Annotated in this window: 16 protein-coding genes and 1 pseudogene; 6 read left to right on the top strand and 11 right to left on the bottom strand. The window is 69.3% G+C overall.

The features are described 5' to 3' along the window. Nucleotides 1–17 precede the first annotated feature (17 nt). The 3 genes from QMK24_RS33220 to QMK24_RS33210 are packed head-to-tail and all read right to left on the bottom strand — an operon-like array spanning nt 18 to nt 3,672. Complete coding sequence (locus tag QMK24_RS33220) at nt 18–2,189, bottom strand: discoidin domain-containing protein (RefSeq protein ID WP_283470585.1); 2,172 nt, start codon at nt 2,187–2,189, stop codon at nt 18–20. Then, a complete protein-coding gene (locus QMK24_RS33215; protein ID WP_283470584.1) occupies nt 2,186–2,329 on the bottom strand; it encodes a carbohydrate-binding protein in 144 nt (47 codons plus the stop codon). The genes QMK24_RS33220 and QMK24_RS33215 overlap by 4 nt, the downstream gene beginning before the upstream one ends. Then, nucleotides 2,329–3,672, bottom strand: a complete 1,344-nt coding sequence (locus tag QMK24_RS33210) for a glycoside hydrolase family 88/105 protein (RefSeq protein WP_283470583.1) — start codon at nt 3,670–3,672, stop codon at nt 2,329–2,331. The genes QMK24_RS33215 and QMK24_RS33210 overlap by 1 nt, the downstream gene beginning before the upstream one ends. Before the next feature lie 377 nt (nt 3,673–4,049). Here QMK24_RS33210 and QMK24_RS33205 point away from each other — a divergent pair, with 377 nt between their 5' ends. Beyond that, the gene (locus QMK24_RS33205) at nt 4,050–4,841 is read left to right on the top strand and encodes a VOC family protein (RefSeq protein WP_283470582.1); all 792 of its coding nucleotides are present in this window, start codon (nt 4,050–4,052) and stop codon (nt 4,839–4,841) included. Between the two features lie 128 nt (nt 4,842–4,969). On the opposite strand, the gene QMK24_RS33200 is transcribed toward QMK24_RS33205, so the two are convergent. Beyond that, nucleotides 4,970–6,166: a thiolase family protein gene (locus QMK24_RS33200; RefSeq protein ID WP_283470581.1), complete on the bottom strand. Its 1,197-nt coding sequence runs from the start codon at nt 6,164–6,166 to the stop codon at nt 4,970–4,972. A gap of 267 nt (nt 6,167–6,433) precedes the next feature. Between QMK24_RS33200 and QMK24_RS33195 the strand changes: the two genes are divergently transcribed. Further along, a complete protein-coding gene (locus tag QMK24_RS33195) occupies nt 6,434–8,038 on the top strand; it encodes an alpha/beta hydrolase (RefSeq protein WP_283470580.1) in 1,605 nt (534 codons plus the stop codon). Here the strand turns inward: QMK24_RS33195 and QMK24_RS33190 are convergent. From QMK24_RS33190 to QMK24_RS33180, 3 genes are read right to left on the bottom strand one after another with little or no spacing between them, the layout of a single operon-like run. Further along, nucleotides 8,031–8,402 carry a hypothetical protein gene (locus QMK24_RS33190; protein WP_283470579.1) on the bottom strand — a complete coding sequence of 124 codons (372 nt, stop codon included), beginning with the start codon at nt 8,400–8,402 and terminating at the stop codon, nt 8,031–8,033. The genes QMK24_RS33195 and QMK24_RS33190 overlap by 8 nt on opposite strands. Beyond that, nucleotides 8,399–8,614 carry a ribbon-helix-helix protein, CopG family gene (locus QMK24_RS33185; protein ID WP_283470578.1) on the bottom strand — a complete coding sequence of 72 codons (216 nt, stop codon included), beginning with the start codon at nt 8,612–8,614 and terminating at the stop codon, nt 8,399–8,401. The genes QMK24_RS33190 and QMK24_RS33185 overlap by 4 nt, the downstream gene beginning before the upstream one ends. A gap of 45 nt (nt 8,615–8,659) precedes the next feature. Then, nucleotides 8,660–9,340 carry a hypothetical protein gene (locus QMK24_RS33180; protein WP_283470577.1) on the bottom strand — a complete coding sequence of 227 codons (681 nt, stop codon included), beginning with the start codon at nt 9,338–9,340 and terminating at the stop codon, nt 8,660–8,662. Nucleotides 9,341–9,409: 69 nt separating this feature from the next. On the opposite strand from QMK24_RS33180, the gene QMK24_RS33175 reads away from it, so the two are divergent. The 3 genes from QMK24_RS33175 (at nt 9,410) to QMK24_RS33165 (ending at nt 10,663) form a co-directional block, all read left to right on the top strand. Then, the gene (locus QMK24_RS33175) at nt 9,410–9,628 is read left to right on the top strand and encodes a DUF2277 domain-containing protein (protein ID WP_283470576.1); all 219 of its coding nucleotides are present in this window, start codon (nt 9,410–9,412) and stop codon (nt 9,626–9,628) included. A 173-nt stretch (nt 9,629–9,801) separates the two neighbouring features. Continuing rightward, the gene (locus tag QMK24_RS33170) at nt 9,802–10,242 is read left to right on the top strand and encodes a helix-turn-helix transcriptional regulator (protein ID WP_283470575.1); all 441 of its coding nucleotides are present in this window, start codon (nt 9,802–9,804) and stop codon (nt 10,240–10,242) included. A 10-nt stretch (nt 10,243–10,252) separates the two neighbouring features. After that, nucleotides 10,253–10,663, top strand: coding sequence for a VOC family protein (locus QMK24_RS33165; protein WP_283470574.1), 411 nt, complete (start codon nt 10,253–10,255; stop codon nt 10,661–10,663). A gap of 137 nt (nt 10,664–10,800) precedes the next feature. Here the strand turns inward: QMK24_RS33165 and QMK24_RS33160 are convergent, their stop codons facing one another. Genes QMK24_RS33160 through QMK24_RS33150 form a run of 3 tightly spaced genes read right to left on the bottom strand, consistent with a single transcriptional unit; the run spans nt 10,801 to nt 12,889 of the window. Continuing rightward, entirely contained in the window at nt 10,801–11,295 is a 495-nt protein-coding gene (locus tag QMK24_RS33160) for a cupin domain-containing protein (protein ID WP_283470573.1), read from the bottom strand. 52 nt (nt 11,296–11,347) lie between these two features. Beyond that, on the bottom strand, nt 11,348–11,773 hold the full coding sequence (locus tag QMK24_RS33155; RefSeq protein WP_283470572.1) for a DUF2871 domain-containing protein: 426 nt from the start codon (nt 11,771–11,773) through the stop codon (nt 11,348–11,350). A gap of 60 nt (nt 11,774–11,833) precedes the next feature. Continuing rightward, a complete protein-coding gene (locus tag QMK24_RS33150; RefSeq protein ID WP_283470571.1) occupies nt 11,834–12,889 on the bottom strand; it encodes an alcohol dehydrogenase catalytic domain-containing protein in 1,056 nt (351 codons plus the stop codon). A 411-nt stretch (nt 12,890–13,300) separates the two neighbouring features. Here QMK24_RS33150 and QMK24_RS33145 point away from each other — a divergent pair, with 411 nt between their 5' ends. Next, a complete protein-coding gene (locus QMK24_RS33145) occupies nt 13,301–14,212 on the top strand; it encodes a LysR family transcriptional regulator (protein WP_283470570.1) in 912 nt (303 codons plus the stop codon). Nucleotides 14,213–14,231: 19 nt separating this feature from the next. On the opposite strand, the pseudogene QMK24_RS33140 reads toward QMK24_RS33145, so the two are convergent. Further along, nucleotides 14,232–14,895, bottom strand: a pseudogene (locus tag QMK24_RS33140) (hypothetical protein); the annotation flags it as partial.

Below are 14,895 nucleotides of genomic sequence, written 5' to 3'. Positions count from 1 at the left end.
CTCCTGTGACGCGAGGACTAACTCACGTCCAGATAGTCCAGATTCGCCGCACCGTCCGCCGTGGTGGCCGTCACCCGCACCGTGTTGGCGCCCGCCGTGAGCGGCACGTTCAGCGTCGAATCCGCCCAGGTGTCCCAGTTGCCGGTGGCGGGGAAGGACCGGGCGGCGGAGACGGTGACGCCGTTGACGGCGACGTCCGCGGGGCGGTCGGCGGTGGTCCCGTTGGCGTAGCGCAGCGTCAGCGACGCGTTCCCGGCGGCCGGGGCGTTCACCGTCAGCTCCGCGTAGGCGCCCGCCGCGTTGGCGGTGTTCACGAAGCCGGTGCCCGAGTAGTTGAGGTGGTTGGTGTCGACCGTGCCGCCGGCCGAGATCGTCCCGCTCTCCGCCTCGTAGCGGGTCGTCGTGCCGGTGCCGCCCCCGCTCGCGGTGGCGTAGGCCGAGCCGAGCCAGGTCTCGTCGAGCCGCAGCAGTTTGTAGCGTGCGGTGTCGGTGGAGGCGGCGTAGGTGGAGTCCACCTCCAGGCGGACATAGCGGGTGGCGGCGGAGGGGACGTCGATGAAGGCGACACCGCGGTGGTTGGGCAGGTTGCCGGTCTTCACTGTGGTCCAGGTGGAGCCGTCGGCGCTCTCCAGGACCTTGTAGGCATGGATCCGGGCCGAGGTCTCGGTGGCGGACCGGTTGTAACTCACCGAGTCCTCCCGCTGGTTGAGGCCCAGATACTTCACGGTCTTCGCCGAGCCGAGGTCGTAGGTGACGTTGACCGGCAGCGTCTTGTTGTTGTCCCAGTACGTCAGATAGCTGCCGTCGGCCGCCGCGGCGGCGCTGTGGCCGCTCGCCGAGGCGCTGGCACTCACCGTGTACGAGGACGGTGGGTACATGCCCGTCCGGCCGTCACTGGTGACCTTGAAAACGGTGTCGTAGGGGTCCCAGCCGCCCAGTCCGGTCAGCGTCAGCGTGCCGCCGCCCTGGGCGAACGGGATGGACGCGCCGGTGCGGAGGTTGGTGACCTGGGAGATCCGGTAGCCGTTGTCGCGGATCTTCAGGGTGCCGGTGGTCGGCGGGGTGAGGACATGGATGTAGTGCAGGTCGGGGTTGGCCTTGCTGATGGTGGTGACGCCGTGCGCGCCGTCGTTCCAGAAGCCCGGCTGCAGGCCGCCGTACATGTAGCCGCCGCCCTCGTCGCCGTGGAGGGATTCCCAGATCGGGGCGAGGTAGGTGTTGGCGAAGGTGTTGAACGCCTCCTGATTCGAGGGGAATTTGCCGTTGACCTGAGCGGTCTCGGCCATCAGTGCCTTGACCGAGGATCCGGCGTTGGTGATCAGCCGGCCGAGGGTGAGCATCTTGTCGACGGACGGGTTGCTGCCGTCGTACCACCAGGCGCCGGTGGAGGGGAGTTTGAAGTCCGCCTCCGTCAGCCGCGGCTGCGCGGTGTAGACCGCCTGCGGGTAGTCGTACGACGGGGTCATGCCGGTCTTCTGCTCATTGCTGATCATGTCCATGATCGGCGTGTCTTCGTTGTTGTTGCTGATCGTGTAGCTCGGGCGCTGCTGGTAGATCTGCTCGTAGAGGTTGTGGTCGAGCCAGTACTGGTTGTCGTTGTCGATCCAGAAACCGCCCAGCGTCGGATATCGGTTCATCACCTCGAAGAAGTTGTCGTAACTGAACTGTCCGAAGCCGTCGCGCGTGCTGAGGTCGACGGTCTTCCCCTTGTACGAGGAGTACGCGCCCGAATCGAGCCACTCGTGGCCGCCCTCGGCATGCCACTGGGGATCGTCGGTCATATAGAGGATGACCTTGAGCCCCTTCGCGCTCGCGGCGGTGATCAGCTCGCCGAGGAAGTCGCGCTTGGTGCTGCAGCTGCCCGGGATCGCCGACGGCCACGGCCGGGCGTAGCCGAGCCTGCTGTGGAAGGAGGCGAGGACGAGGTACTGGACGTGCAGCTTCTGCGCCTCGTTGATCCAGTAGTCCGGGGTCCATCCGCCGTTGGTGACGTCGGACTCCCACTGGCTGCAACTGGTGTGCGCCGGGGCCGTGCGCTCGCCCCAGTGCAGGAACAGCCCGGCGGTCGAGCCGCGCAGGAAGTCCTGCCGCGGGTGCTGCAGGTCGGCGCGCGCCGTGCCGGGCAGCAGCAGCGCGCTGAGGATCAGCGCGACCACCGCCAGCATTCGTGCGGTCAGTCTCCTGTTCATGCCGGACCGTCCAGGTAGTCGAGGTTGGGGCAGCCGTCCGCGGTGGTCGCCGCGGCGCGGATCGTGTTCGCCCCGGCGTTCACCGTCCACTCCGCATAGGCGCCCACGGCATTGCGGAGGAGGACGGCGATTCTCCTCATCACATCACCCCATCAGCTGCTGGTGATCCGCTGTTCGCGGTCTTCCGGAGCTGCTCGTTCATGATCAGGAAGGCGCCGAGTCCGTGGAAGTCGTTCGTGGCCCGGGCGCGTCCGGTGTAGTAGGCGTAGTTCCCGACGTTGGTGCCGATCGAGATGTCGGCGAGATTGGTGCGCCCATCGCTTCCCAGGGAGACCTTGGCGAGAACGCCCTGGTAGCCGCGCTGGGCCACCGTCGCGTAGTGCGGGTCGATGTAGCCCTTCTCCACCGCCCGCGACAGGGTGAAGGTGAACATGCTCGAGCAGGAGGTCTCGGTCCAGTCGTCGGGGCGGGAGCCCTTGTCGACCACCTGGAACCAACGCCCGGTGGCCGGGTCCTGGTAGCGCTCGATCCCGGCCGCGAGGTTGCGCAGGATCGTCAGGAGCTGTGCCCGCCGCGGCTGGTTCGCCGGGACGGTGTCCAGTACGTCGATGGACGCCATGCCGTACCAGCCGACCGCGCGGCACCAGACCTCCGGCGCCAGACCCCTGGCCGGGTCCGCCCAACTCGCGGACTTGGACTCGTCGTAGGCGTGCCGGAGCAGGCCGCTCGTCTGCTGGAGATGGGAGCCGTAGACCACCAGCTGTTTGGTGGTCTCGTCGTTGGCGTAGGTGGCGTCGTTGAACTCCTGCCCGTATTCGACGAGGAACGGGTTGACCATGAACGTGCCGTCGCCCCACAACTGGTGGGCCCGGCTGGCGGAGTCGGCATGCCAGAACCCGCCGTCGGAGGTGCGGGAGTAGCTGTTGAGGCGGTTGCGGATCTTGGTCGCAGCGGTCTTGTAGCGCGCCAGTCCGGTCTCGTGGTGCATGATCACCAGCAGTCGGCCGGCGAGCATGCTGTCGAGGTTGTTGAAGCTCTGGCCGATGTTCCCGTTGCTGTCGACGAACCGGTCCACCCAGCTCTTGATGTACGCCAGGTCCGCCGGGTTGTGGGTGCGCTGGTAGACCAAGTACTGGCCGTAGAGGTAGAGCCCGACCTGATACGACCAGCCGCCGATCGTGCTCGGGGTGTAGCGCGCCATCGTCGAGTCGGTCATGGCCACCGACCAGTCGGTGGTGGACGTGCCCGTGCCGACGGTGAGCGAATCGAGGTTGGGGCCGCCGGCGGCCGAGGAGGCCGGTGCGAAAGCCGGCGTGGAGGCCGGTGCGAAAGCCGGCGTGGAGGCCGGTGCGAAAGCCGGCGTGGAGGCCGGTGCGGAAGCGGGTCCGGACGCCGGTCCGGAAGCGGTCGAAGATGCCGGCACGTCGAGCGCGAGTGCGGCGCAGGCCATGACTAAGACCGTCAGAGCGCGTTTTCCGTTCATGATCCCCTCACCCTGGGTCCCCTGCAGCGGGGTCGGTCAGGCCATAAAGGTTGGACCTTTGAGCGGAATGTAGCAGCGGTGTTTCATCTGTCAAGAAGCCTAACAATTATCGATGAATCTAGTACTTGCTGGATCTCAGCCCTTGAGCCACCACTGCGCGCCGTCGATGATTCGGACATGCCAGACATCAGATATCGGATGTATCACCAAGAACCCAAGTCGCCAGATACGCGGCGTGCGGGGTGGTCGCCCGTCCCGCAGGATGGGAATGGACGTCTCGCCGATTGCACCGCGGGAGACCGATGAGTTCTGCGGCCCCGCCCGGTCTACCTCTTCGCAAGCCCCATCGCTCACAGCGCACGTTGGAGGATCACCCCATGCTCACCACCAACTTCGTCCCGGGTGCACCGACCTGGATCGACCTCGGCAGCCGCGACATCCCGGCGTCCGCCGCCTTCTACAACGCCGTGTTCGGATGGCAGTTCGAGTCCATGGGACCGGACGCGGGCGGCTACGGAATGCTCCAGCTCGACGGCAAGAACGTCGGCGCCATCGGCGGGCTCGATGAGGGCGCGAACCCGTCCTGGACGGCGTACTTCCACACCCCTGACGCGGACGCCACCGCCAAGGCGGTCGAACAGGCCGGTGGCACCGTCCGGTCCGAACCGTCCGACGTCTTCCCCGCGGGCCGGATGGCCCACTTCTCCGACCCGTCCGGCGCCCAGTTCGCCGTCTGGCAGCCCGGCGAGATGCAGGGCTTCGAGCTGGCGGGCGTCGACAACACCCTGTACTGGGTCGAGCTGCACACCACCGACACGGCCGGGGCGAAGAGCTTCTACCAGCAGGTCTTCGCCTGGGACTACGAGGACGCAACGATGCCGGGCATGACGTACACCCTCATCACTCCGTCCTGCGGCGGCGTCGAAGCGCAGCACGGCGGCCTCATGGAGCTGTTCCCGGGGAGCAGCGGGCCCGCGGGCACACCGAACTGGCACCCGGTCTTCGCGACGCCGGACTGTGACGCGGCCTTCGCCACGGCCGTCGGGCGCGGCGCCACCGTCATCATGCCGCCGGACGACGCACCCGAGGTCGGCCGGCTGGCCATGCTGCTGGACCCGGCGGGCGCCCAGTTCGCCCTGCTCACCCCGGTGATCCCCGCGACGGCCTGACCGATTGCCGGCCTGCCCATCGGCTGGCGCACGCGTGCGCCGGTTTCCGCTCCCACGGGGGGAGCGGGCCCCGGACGCGCGTGCCGGCTTCGCAGGACGCGCCGGACATCCGCGATGCGCCGGACATCTCAGCGCTCCAGTACCAGGGCGAGGCCCTGGCCCACCCCGATGCACAGTGCGGCGAGGCCGGTACCGGCGCCTGCGGCCTTGAGCTGATGGGCGACGGCGCCGGCGATCCGGGCACCGGACGCCCCGAGCGGGTGGCCGATGGCGATGGCGCCGCCGCGCGGATTGACGATCGACGGATCGAGGCCGGGCCACTCGGCGAAGCAGCCCAGGGCCTGGGCGGCGAACGCTTCGTTGAGTTCGAAGGTGCGCAGATCGCCGAAGCCCCGTCCGCCCCGCGCCAGTGCCCGGTTGACGGCCTCCACCGGGCCGAGACCGAAGTACTGCGGCGCGATGCCGGAGACGGCGCCGGCCCGGATGCGCGCCAGCGGTTCGCGGCCGGTGGCCGCCAGCCCCGCCGCGTCGGTGATCAGGAGGGCGGCGGCGCCGTCGTTGAGCGGCGAGGCGTTGCCCGCGGTGACGGTACCGCCCTCGCGGAAGACCGTCTTGAGCTTGGCCAGCGATTCCAGCGAGGTGTTGTCGCGGATCGTCTCGTCCCGCACGAGTGTGGTGCCGTCCACGGGGACGACCTCGGCGTCGTACAGGCCGTCCTGCCAGGCCCGCGCCGCCTTCTCATGGCTCGCGACGGCGAACGCGTCCTGCTGCTCGCGGGTGATGCCGTGCTTGTCGGCGATCAGTTCCGCGCCCTCGCCCAGCGGCACGGTCCACGCGGGTTCATGGCGCCGGTTGACCATCCGCCAGCCGATGGTGGTGGAGTACATCTCCTGATGGCCGGCCGGGAAGGCGCGCTCGGGCTTGGGCAGTACCCAGGGAGCGCGGCTCATCGATTCGACGCCGCCCGCGACGGCGATCGAGGCATCGCCGAGGGCGACCGCCCGGTAGGCCTGGACCACCGCTTCGAGACCGGACGCGCACAGCCGGTTGACCGTCACACCCGGCACAGTGACCGGCAGGCCCGCGAGCAGCACGGCCATCCGCGCGACATCGCGATTCTCCTCGCCCGCGCCGTTGGCGTTGCCGAAGAAGACATCGTCGATCCGGGCCGGGTCCAGCTCCGGCGTACGGTCCACCAGAGACCTGACGACATGCGCGGCCAGGTCGTCGGGGCGGACGCCGGACAGCGCGCCGCCGTACTTTCCGACGGGGGTGCGGACGGCGTCGACGATGTAGACGTCACGGTTGTTCTGTGCGCTCGGCACGGGAGTCACCGGTCCTTTCCTGCGGCCTTCAGGGCGCGCGGCGCGGAGCGTGCTTCGCCGGCGTCGGGGTGCAGGATACCGAGGCGGGTGATCACCGCGACCGGCGGTGACCCCGGTCCGGTCGCTGGTGCGCGGGCGGACATGAGTCGGACCGGGGACGGCGGGGTGGTACTGGTGCCACCGGCGAAGGGGTACCAGCGGGATCGATCACGCGCCTCGCGGACCGGATCATCAGGAGTGCGATACCAACGCACCCCAGGAGGAACGATGTTGAGGTTCGGCATGTCACGGTGGAAGGTGTCCGCCGTATCCGGCGCAATAGTGGCGGCGATGGCGGGCGCGGCGCTGCCCGCGGCGGCGGTGCCTACGGCGGCGGTGCCTACGGCGGCGGTGCAGCCCGCGGAGCGGAAGCCGCCGGTGCCCGCCCGCTACGCGGACCAGCGGCTCGACTGGGGACGCTGCGATCCCGGCTCGGCGCTGGAGTGCGCGGCCATGACCGTCCCCCGCGACTGGCACCATCCCGGCACCGGCGCCGACCTCACCGTGGAGGTGTCCCGGCACCGGGCGGACGACCCGGCGCGGCGGCGCGGGGTGCTGATGATGGCCGCGGGAGGCCCGGGAGCATCGGGACTGGGACGGCCCGCCTCGTTCGCGGAGGACATGCCCGCGGTGGCCGCGGTCTACGACATCGTGAGCTTCGACCAGCGCGGGCTCGGTCGCAGTACCCCGGTGCGGTGCCAGACGGAAGAGGAGTTCCAGTCGTTCTTCGCCGGCGACTTCCGCGACCGCTCCCCCGCGGCCATCGGCCAGGTCCTCGCCCGCTCACGCCAGTTGGCCGACAGCTGCCTGCGCCGCAGCGGTGACCTGCTGCACTACATCACGACCGACCAGACCGTCCGCGACATGGACCTGTACCGGTCGCTGCTCGGCGTTGAGCAGATCTCGTACTACGGACCCTCCTACGCAACGACGATCGGCGCCTACTACGCGACGGAGTTCCCCCGCCGGGTCGAACGTGTCGTCCTGGACAGCAACATCGCGTTCAACGGCACCGGGGAGGCGGCCATGTCAGGGCAGCCGATGAGTTTCCAGCGCCGGTTCGAGCAGGATTTCCTGCCCTGGCTCGCGACGTACGACTCCGTCTACCACTACGGCGCCACCGCCGCCGAGGTGAAGGCCCACTGGGAAGCGCGGCGCAGCGCCCTCCACGACCACCCGCTGACCGTCGGGTCACTGGTCCTGGGACCCAACCAGCTCGACAACGGCACGATCCAGGCCCTGTACAACGCCGCCGGCGGCTTCCCCGCGCTGGCCACCGCGCTCACCGCCCTGGACCACTGGGACAGCGCGACCCCGGCGGAGCGGAAACTCGTCGCGAAACTCTTCGGTTCCTACCTCAGCGCCGGATTCCTCGCGGAGTTCTTCTCGGTGACCTGCAACGACACCCCGTGGTCCCGCGACATCGGCGACTGGGTGCGGCGCAGCGGCAAGGACGCGGCGGCCTACCCGCTCGCCGGAGCCCGGGAGCTCGCGTTCGCCGCCACCTGTGCGGCCTGGCCGGCATCCCCCGCGCCCCGGGTGAAGGTCACCGGCGCCGGATTGCCGACCGTCCTGATGCTCAACTCCGTGCACGACCCGGCGACGTACTACGAGGGGGCGCTGGCGGCACACCGGGCGCTGCGCGGCTCACGGCTGGTCACGGTCACCGGCGGCGGCGACCACGGCCAGTACCGGAACAAGAACGCGTGCGTGGACGGCATCGTCAACACGTACCTCCTCACGGGGGCCGCTCCGGCGCACGACACCAACTGCGCGGCCGACCCGCTGCCGGTGCCGGCGCGGTCGCAGGTACCCGTGCCGAACCTCAGTTGAGCGGGCGCAGCACCTCGGCGATCTGCTGGATGCCGGTCCTGCCGGTCTTGACCCGCTCCACGAGGTCACCGAGGGCGACGGTGTCCGGCAGCGTCTTCCAGCCCGCCGCCGAGCAGTACGAACGGGTCATGGCCATGGCGTAGAACTCGTTCATCGGCGACTCCAGCGGCGGGCACACGGTCAGGGTGTGCAGCAGCGCGGCGGCCCGCCAGGCCGTGTCATGACCGGAGCTGTCGGGTGCCATGACGAGATCGGAAGCGTGCCGGGCGATGGCGGCTTCGATACCCGAGGGGTCCCAGACCGTGGGGTCCGAGGGCAGGTGATGGGCGAGGACGTTCCAGGCCCAGGTCAGGTCGATCTTCACGACTTGGGGCCGAACCTCTCCTGGACGTACGCCCAGTTCTCCTCGGTATTGAAGTCCGCCGCCGCGGCCAGGAACCGGTCACGGTTCTCGTCCAGCTCGCGCTTGGCGGCTTCGGTGATCAGAGCGGTGACCGTAGTGCCCTGTTCAGCGGCGCGGACCTTGAGACGTTCGAGGAATTCCTCATCAAGGCGGATCGTCACATGCTTCGACATTCACCTAGCGTACAGCGAGTCCGCTGTACGCGGCGAGCCCCGGGGTCACGCGCGACGCGGCGAGGCCAGCAGAAAGCGGCCGCCCGCCCCGTCGGGATGCTCGGTGACCTGCCAGCCGGCGCTCTCGAGGGCGGCCGAGGCTGCCGCCTCGACGGCTTCGGCGGCTTCTTCAGGACCTTCGGGACCTTCGGGAGGGCGGATACCGGGCCAGTCCACGCGCACGGCCTCGGGCTGATGCGCCGGACCGACCCGGTATCCGCTCGCGACATACCCGCCCCTCCCGTCGGCCACCGCCGGCCGGCACCCTGCGGCCTCCAGCGCCAGCGCGGCGCCCGAGACGAGATGGGCGCGTTCCCACGCGCACGGCCGGTCCGTGACGCCGTTGGTGACGCGGCGCAGCTCCAGGAGACCCTCCCAGGCGACGCGAACCTCCCGGGCCCGGCGCGGGTCGTCGGCCCCCGCCGTCACCTCGCCGGTACGCGCGGCGAAGGTCTCGACCACGGGCGGAGGGCCGGCAGGACGTTCCGGCGGGGGCGCGAGGAGCTCGATACGCAGCGCCAGCCCGGCCGGGGTCAGATAACAGCGATGAGGCGAGCGCGGGTGCTCCACAGCCAGCCCCAGACCGCAGAGCGCGTCCAGCATCGCCTGCGGGCCGCGGAGCAGGCCGGTATTCGCGTCGGCGCCGACGATCAGCCGGCGCTGGGCCACGGTCGGCTGCTTGCTCACATCCACCCCCATCCTGGTCGGTGACGACACTACCCACGGACTGTCCGAGGGCCGGCGCACACTGGAGGCATGTGCCGCAGCATCAAGACCCTCCGACCCCCCATGACGCCCCACGTCGATGACGACGACATCAGGGCGGCAGCCTTGCAGTACGTCCGCAAGGTCTCCGGATTCCGTGCCCCGGCCGCCCACAACCGCCAGGCCTTCGACCAGGCGGTGGACGCGGTGGCCGAAGCCACCCGGCACCTCCTCGCCGACCTGGAGGTACGCGGCGCGGCAGCGACGTAACCCGCGGGTATTGATTCGCTGGCTCTGCGACACTTGCGGTGTTCCCGCACAGTGCCGGCGGGCAAGATTGTCGATCGCTGGCAGGCCCTCCTCGAACTCGCGGCCCGCGGTCGACAGGTCCCATCCTTGCAGGTCAACAGCGTTCTTCACGGAACGGATGGTAGCCTCGTCCCATGAACTCGAATGATCTTGCCAACCTCGCGCACCTGCGCCGGGCGCGGGATCTGATCGATCGGGAGTACGCACGTCCGCTCGACGTGCCGACGATGGCTCGCCACGCGCTCATGTCGCCGGCGCACTTCTCGCGGCAGTTCCGGGCCGCCTACGGTGAGACGCCGTACAGCTACCTCATGACCCGCCGCATTGAGCGGGCCATGGCTCTGCTCCGAGCGGGTACGAGTGTGACCGACGCGTGCATGGAGGTCGGCTGTACCTCGCCCGGCTCGTTCAGCTCGAGATTCACCGAACTTCTGGGGGAGACGCCGAGCGCGTACCGCATCCGGGAGCACGGCGCCGTCACGGCGATGCCCGCGTGTGTGGCGAAGGTGCGCACCCGGCCGACCCGAGACGCACCGAGCAGGATTCGAGAAGCGGACCGCGAAGCCGCCGCCTAGCGTTGGCCGCATGACCATCACACTCCAGTACTGCCACATCACCGTCAACGACCCGGATGAGTCGCTCGCCTTCTACCGCGACGCGCTCGGCCTTGAGGTGCGCAACGACGTCGCCTCGGGCGGATTCCGCTGGGTCACCCTCGGCAGCGCGGCCCAGCCCGACCTTGAGATCGTGCTCTCGGAACCGCACGCCGGCCGCTCCCAGGCCGACGGCGACGCCCTGCAGGAACTGCTCACCAAGGGCGTCCTGACGCAAATCGTCTTCCGCACCGACGATCTCAACGCGACCTTCGAGAAGGTGCGGGCATCCGGCGCCGAGGTGCTTCAGGAGCCCATCGACCAGCCCTGGGGCCCTCGCGACTGCGCGTTCCGGGACCCCTCGGGCAACATGGTGCGGATCTCACAGGCGCCCAAAGCGTAGCCGCCGCGAGCGATTGAATCCCGCCGCTCAGCCGGCATCGAGGGCGCAGGCCGCGCCGGACTTCGCTGAGCGCGCCGTCCCTCCGCCGGCGTCGGACAGCGCCTCGAACGTGATCGGTTCTGCGCAGTTCGCGGGTTTCAGGCTCTGGCGTCGTTCCAGGTCTTGCTGTTGAGGAAGTAGGTGTCGTAGAGCTCCTGGACGTCCAGGAGGCTCTCGGGCGGCACCTTGCCGTAGGCGATGCGTTCCAGGTGGCGGAAGTACTCGAACCGTTCCACGCCCGGGGTGATGACGATGAGGATGTCGGCGTCCTCGCCGGGTGCGGCGGCGAAGGCGTGGGCGAGGCCGGGCGGGACGATGACCAGGTCGCCGCGCTCGGCGGTGACGACCTGCTCGCCGGAGAGCAGCTGGGCGGTTCCGTCCAGCACGTAGAAGAGCTCGGCCGAGTTGGAGTGATGGTGCGGCTTGGCGCCGTCCGCGCCGTCGGTCAGGGTGACCCGCTGGGTGGACAGCGCGCCGCCGGTCGAGCTGCTGTCGGCCAGCAGCCGGATGGTCGTCGGGGCCCGGCCGATCACTTCGGCCTCCGCGGATCGCACGATCACGGACTCATCGAAGTTCGGGACGATCAGTGACATCTGAATGACTCCTTGCTGGAAGGCGATGAGCTGCGAGCGAATCAGGTGGGGATCAGGTCGAAGGTTCCATGACTTCCTTGAGGCGTTTGCCGAGGAGGACGAACAGCAGGATGAGCCCGACCGTGAGGAGGATGTGGCCGAGGCCGGCGATCATCGGAACGGCCGTAGGCACATGGCTGCCGAGAACGGTCTCCGTACCATGGACGAACATCATGCCGACGGAGACGGCGATTCCTGCGTTGTAGAACCAGTAGAACCACGTGAACAACCTCGTACCGGACAGCTGGAACTGCTTGTCGAGTGCGAGGACTATGAGGAATCCCAGCATGCCCAGCGCGAGCAAGTGGGTGTGCATGAGTGCCAGTTGAGTGTCGCCTTCGAAGTCCTTGGCCTTGGTGAACTCCCGGTAGTACAGTCCGGAGACCACTCCAACGATCATGTAGACGTGCGCCGCGTAGTACGACTTTCGCATTCCCATGCTCTCTTTCCAGGGATCGGTTACGGCCTTGTCCGCGAGACCGCCGACCATGACGAATCGTCAGGCCGCGCCGTCTTCTGCCCAGGGGGCGGCTTCTCCGTAGGCGGCTTCGGTGTCCTTCGGATCGTCGACGAGTTCGAGCCCGTGCAGGCTGGGCGACAGGATGCAGGCGCCGGCGCTCCAGCCGGCGTAGACGATGGCGTCGCGCCGCAGCAGGCCGGTCAGGATCGTGTCGGCGCCGCTGCGGGCCATGGCCGGGCGCAGGACGAACGGGTTGCCCCTGTGCACCGATGCCACGCCGAAGCCGGACAGGCGCTGCGCAAGACCGTCCGGGTCGTCGAAGTAGTCGCGCAGGTCCACCTCGGTCACGCCATAGCCACGCTCCCGCAGCGCCGCCACTTCCCGCTCGGTGGCCCCTGCTGTCTCACGGGGCCGGGTGCGGCGTCCAGCGCATTGCCGATGACGGCCACCGTCCTTGTGTCGCCCGAGAGGTCGTCCAGCTGCCCGGGGTCGTCCCCGAGTTTCCAGGAGGAGAGGAAAAGTCGCATGGGTCCGTCTTTCCGGGCCTATGGGCTTTTTGAGCTTGGCCGTACGGGCGGTGCCGATGACGTGCGCGCCGCGCGCCTTGGCGATCTGGACGGCGAGGTGCCCGACGCCGCCCGTCGCGGCGTGGATCAGCACGCGCCGGCCGGGACGGACGTCGGCGGTGTCGACCAGAGCCTGCCACGCGGTGAGCGCGGCCAGCGGCAGCGCGGCGGCGTCCACGTGGGAGAGCCCGACCGGCTTGGCGACCAGGTGCCGCGCCGGAGACACCACGTATTCGGCGTAGGTCCCCGCCGGAAGCGGCTGGCGCGGCATGCCGAACACCTCGTCGCCGGGACCGAACAGGGTCACGCCCGGTCCGACGGCCTCGATCACGCCGGACACGTCCCAGCCCAGCCGGACCGGGACGTCGCCCGCCAGCCCGCCGGTGGCCCGGTGCCACCAGTCGGTCGGGTTGACCCCTGCCGCGTGCACCCGGACGAGTACCTCGGCCGGTCCCGGCTCCGGGCGTGCCACCTCGACGACCTTCAGTACGTCAGGTCCGCCGAACGAGTCCTGGCCGATGGCACGCATGGTCGTACTCCCTTGCTCTGGTGGGCCGTCCGTCGTGGACCAGCCGTGTGAGGACGAACGCGAGGACCAACGTGAGGACTGACGTGAGGACTGACGTGAGGACTGACGTGACGACGAAATCGCCAAGGCCGCCCGTCCCCCACAAGTGGCCGGCGGGCCATGGTGTGCCAGGACCTGGCCATGCACCGGGTCGTCGGTGCGGCGCAGGGGTCCGGCTCCGTGCTCAGGTGATCTTCTTGACGGATCCCGCTCGAACTCGACCACGGGGCCCCTACTGAACGGCAACGGCGGGCTTGGCCCTCCCCTTCTCCGCACACTTCCGATCATGACCACCCTCGATGTTTCGTATATTCGGATCAAGAGTGGAGTGTGAAAGGGTCGGTGACTCAAACTCACCGGTGGAGGTGGGCGGTGGAGCGGCACGAGATCGAGACGTTCCTGACATTGGCCGAGGAGCTGCACTTCAGGCGCACCTCTGCGCGGCTGGGAGTGGCTCAGGGCCGGGTCAGTCAGACGATCAAGAAGCTGGAGCGCCGCATCGGCGTTCCGCTGTTCGAACGCACCAGCCGCCGCGTAGCGCTGACCCCGACCGGACGGCAGCTCCGCGACGACCTGCTCCCCGCCCATGAGCAGATCCAGCAGGCGATCGCGCGGGCGATCGCCACCGGGAGAGGCATCACGGGCACGCTTCGCGTCGGCTACTCCACCCCATGGGTCGGCGATCTCGCCCTCAAAGCCGGCGACATGTTCCATGCCCGCCACCCCGACTGTGACGTCCACTTCCAGGAAGTCCAGCTCAGCAACCCCCTCGGCCCCTTGCGGTCCGGTGAACTCGACCTCCAGATATCCGAGTTCCCCATCGACGAGCCCGACATCACCGCCGGCCCCGTCATCTTCTCCGAACCCCGCGCCCTCCTCGTGCCCGGCCAGCACCCCTTCGCCCGGCAGGAGACCGTGTCGGTCGAGGACCTCGCTCGCACCCCGCTCGTGACCATCGCCGGAGACATCCCGCAGAACTGGCTGGACTTTCACCTCCCGACCTCCACCCCTGCGGGGCGCCCCATCCCCCAAGGCCCGGCCGCCACCTATTGGCCCGAAGTCCTCGCATTCGTCGCGGCCGGCAAAGGCGTCTCCCCCGTCTCCGCCCGCGCCGCCGACTACCACGCCCGCCCCGGCGTCGCCTTCATCCCCTTCCGGGACGCACCGCCCATCGAATACGGCCTGCTCTGGCCGACCTCCGCGGAGACCAGCCGCGTCCGCGCCTTCGTCCAGGCCGTTTGCGAGGCCGCCGGCGTCAAGAGGACGGCTGCCACCGTCGGGTGACGGCCGGGCGTGGTGGCTGTTACCGGGAGTCCGGGCACGCTCCGCTCCGGTCACGCGACCTTCCAAGCCAACGAAGACCCCGCGCTACGACCGACGATCTGCACACCGGCTGACTCGGCACCGCCGGACCAGCCCGGTGGTGAGGGGCAGCAGGGCGGAGGCGGACGGGTCCGGGCGGTCGGTGAGGACGGTGATCGAGCGGGCTCTGCGCCGTGGTGCCCGCGTCGCAGAATTCCCCGCTGCCGCAGATCCGGGCGGCGGCGTCGGGGTCCCCGTACGGGCCGTCGAACAGGCCCAGGACGAACTTCTCCCGCAGCAGGCGGCTCACCGAGACATCGATGCGCTGCTCGCCGACCCTGCCGCTCCGTACGAGTTCGACGACCAGCTCCGGGCAGGCCTCACCGCCGAGTTGGTCGGCACCGGCGTCGAGGATGCGTTCGACGCGGGTCAGCCGGCCCAGGTGTTCGGCGCCCTTGTTGAAACCGAAGCCGATCTCCTCGTATTCGGTGCCGATGGGCATCGCGTAGTACGGCATGATCTCGAGGTGCCGTCGGGCGCCCGGAGCAGGGGCGGGCGGGTCGTGGGGTGCTGGGACACGGGTTCGGTTCCGATCTGTCGTCTCTCGCGTCATGCGCGGGCCCCGGGTGCGTTCGGCGGGGCCCGCCGCAATGACGGTGATGTGG

It is taken from the genome of Streptomyces sp. PH10-H1, from assembly GCF_030063355.1.
Taxonomy (GTDB): domain Bacteria; phylum Actinomycetota; class Actinomycetes; order Streptomycetales; family Streptomycetaceae; genus Actinacidiphila.
The sequence above is the reverse complement of the archived record's forward strand: the minus strand, read 5'-3'. Positions and strand labels throughout refer to the sequence as shown.

Bases quoted from the DNA above. Each gene is read 5' to 3' on its own strand.
- QMK24_RS33220 (WP_283470585.1), bottom strand. From the start codon at position 2,189: ATGAACAGGAGACTGACCGCACGAATGCTGGCGGTGGTCGCGCTGATC.
- QMK24_RS33215 (WP_283470584.1), bottom strand. From the start codon at position 2,329: ATGAGGAGAATCGCCGTCCTCCTCCGCAATGCCGTGGGCGCCTATGCG.
- QMK24_RS33210 (WP_283470583.1), bottom strand. From the start codon at position 3,672: ATGAACGGAAAACGCGCTCTGACGGTCTTAGTCATGGCCTGCGCCGCA.
- QMK24_RS33205 (WP_283470582.1), top strand. From the start codon at position 4,050: ATGCTCACCACCAACTTCGTCCCGGGTGCACCGACCTGGATCGACCTC.
- QMK24_RS33195 (WP_283470580.1), top strand. From the start codon at position 6,434: ATGTTGAGGTTCGGCATGTCACGGTGGAAGGTGTCCGCCGTATCCGGC.
- QMK24_RS33185 (WP_283470578.1), bottom strand. From the start codon at position 8,614: ATGTCGAAGCATGTGACGATCCGCCTTGATGAGGAATTCCTCGAACGT.
- QMK24_RS33175 (WP_283470576.1), top strand. From the start codon at position 9,410: ATGTGCCGCAGCATCAAGACCCTCCGACCCCCCATGACGCCCCACGTC.
- QMK24_RS33170 (WP_283470575.1), top strand. From the start codon at position 9,802: ATGAACTCGAATGATCTTGCCAACCTCGCGCACCTGCGCCGGGCGCGG.
- QMK24_RS33165 (WP_283470574.1), top strand. From the start codon at position 10,253: ATGACCATCACACTCCAGTACTGCCACATCACCGTCAACGACCCGGAT.
- QMK24_RS33160 (WP_283470573.1), bottom strand. From the start codon at position 11,295: ATGTCACTGATCGTCCCGAACTTCGATGAGTCCGTGATCGTGCGATCC.
- QMK24_RS33155 (WP_283470572.1), bottom strand. From the start codon at position 11,773: ATGGGAATGCGAAAGTCGTACTACGCGGCGCACGTCTACATGATCGTT.
- QMK24_RS33150 (WP_283470571.1), bottom strand. From the start codon at position 12,889: ATGCGTGCCATCGGCCAGGACTCGTTCGGCGGACCTGACGTACTGAAG.